This window comes from Paraburkholderia sp. BR10923, assembly GCF_040948765.1.
GTDB classification, from domain to species: domain Bacteria; phylum Pseudomonadota; class Gammaproteobacteria; order Burkholderiales; family Burkholderiaceae; genus Paraburkholderia; species Paraburkholderia youngii.
Genome location: NZ_JBFPKO010000201.1, coordinates 1 through 279, shown reverse-complemented (window position 1 = coordinate 279; position 279 = coordinate 1). Strand labels below are relative to the sequence as shown.

1 pseudogene is annotated in these 279 nt (G+C 57.0%); it reads right to left on the bottom strand.

Going from position 1 to position 279, the window contains the following annotated elements:
• Positions 1-140 precede the first annotated feature (140 nt).
• A pseudogene (locus tag AB3X94_RS42110) lies at positions 141-279 on the bottom strand (transposase); the annotation flags it as partial.

Here is a 279-nt window from a genome sequence, read left to right as displayed (position 1 = left end):
CCACAACCTGCGCATGATCCTCAGAAAGCTGCGGCGTTTTTACGTCCTTGTACTTGTCGCATTGCTCAACCGCTCCGCGGCTTCCGCTTCGACACCATGAACGGCGTCGTCGCCGAAAACGAATTATCCAGACCCGACTACTGACGTGCCACCCCGACCGAATGACGTCCCTTCTTTGGAAAACCGGTGTCGTCAATAATCCAGTAGTAACCGGTTTCTTTAGCAGCGTGCGCGTCTAACGCGGGCATCACCCATTCGCGTACCCGCTGCAGGACCGCC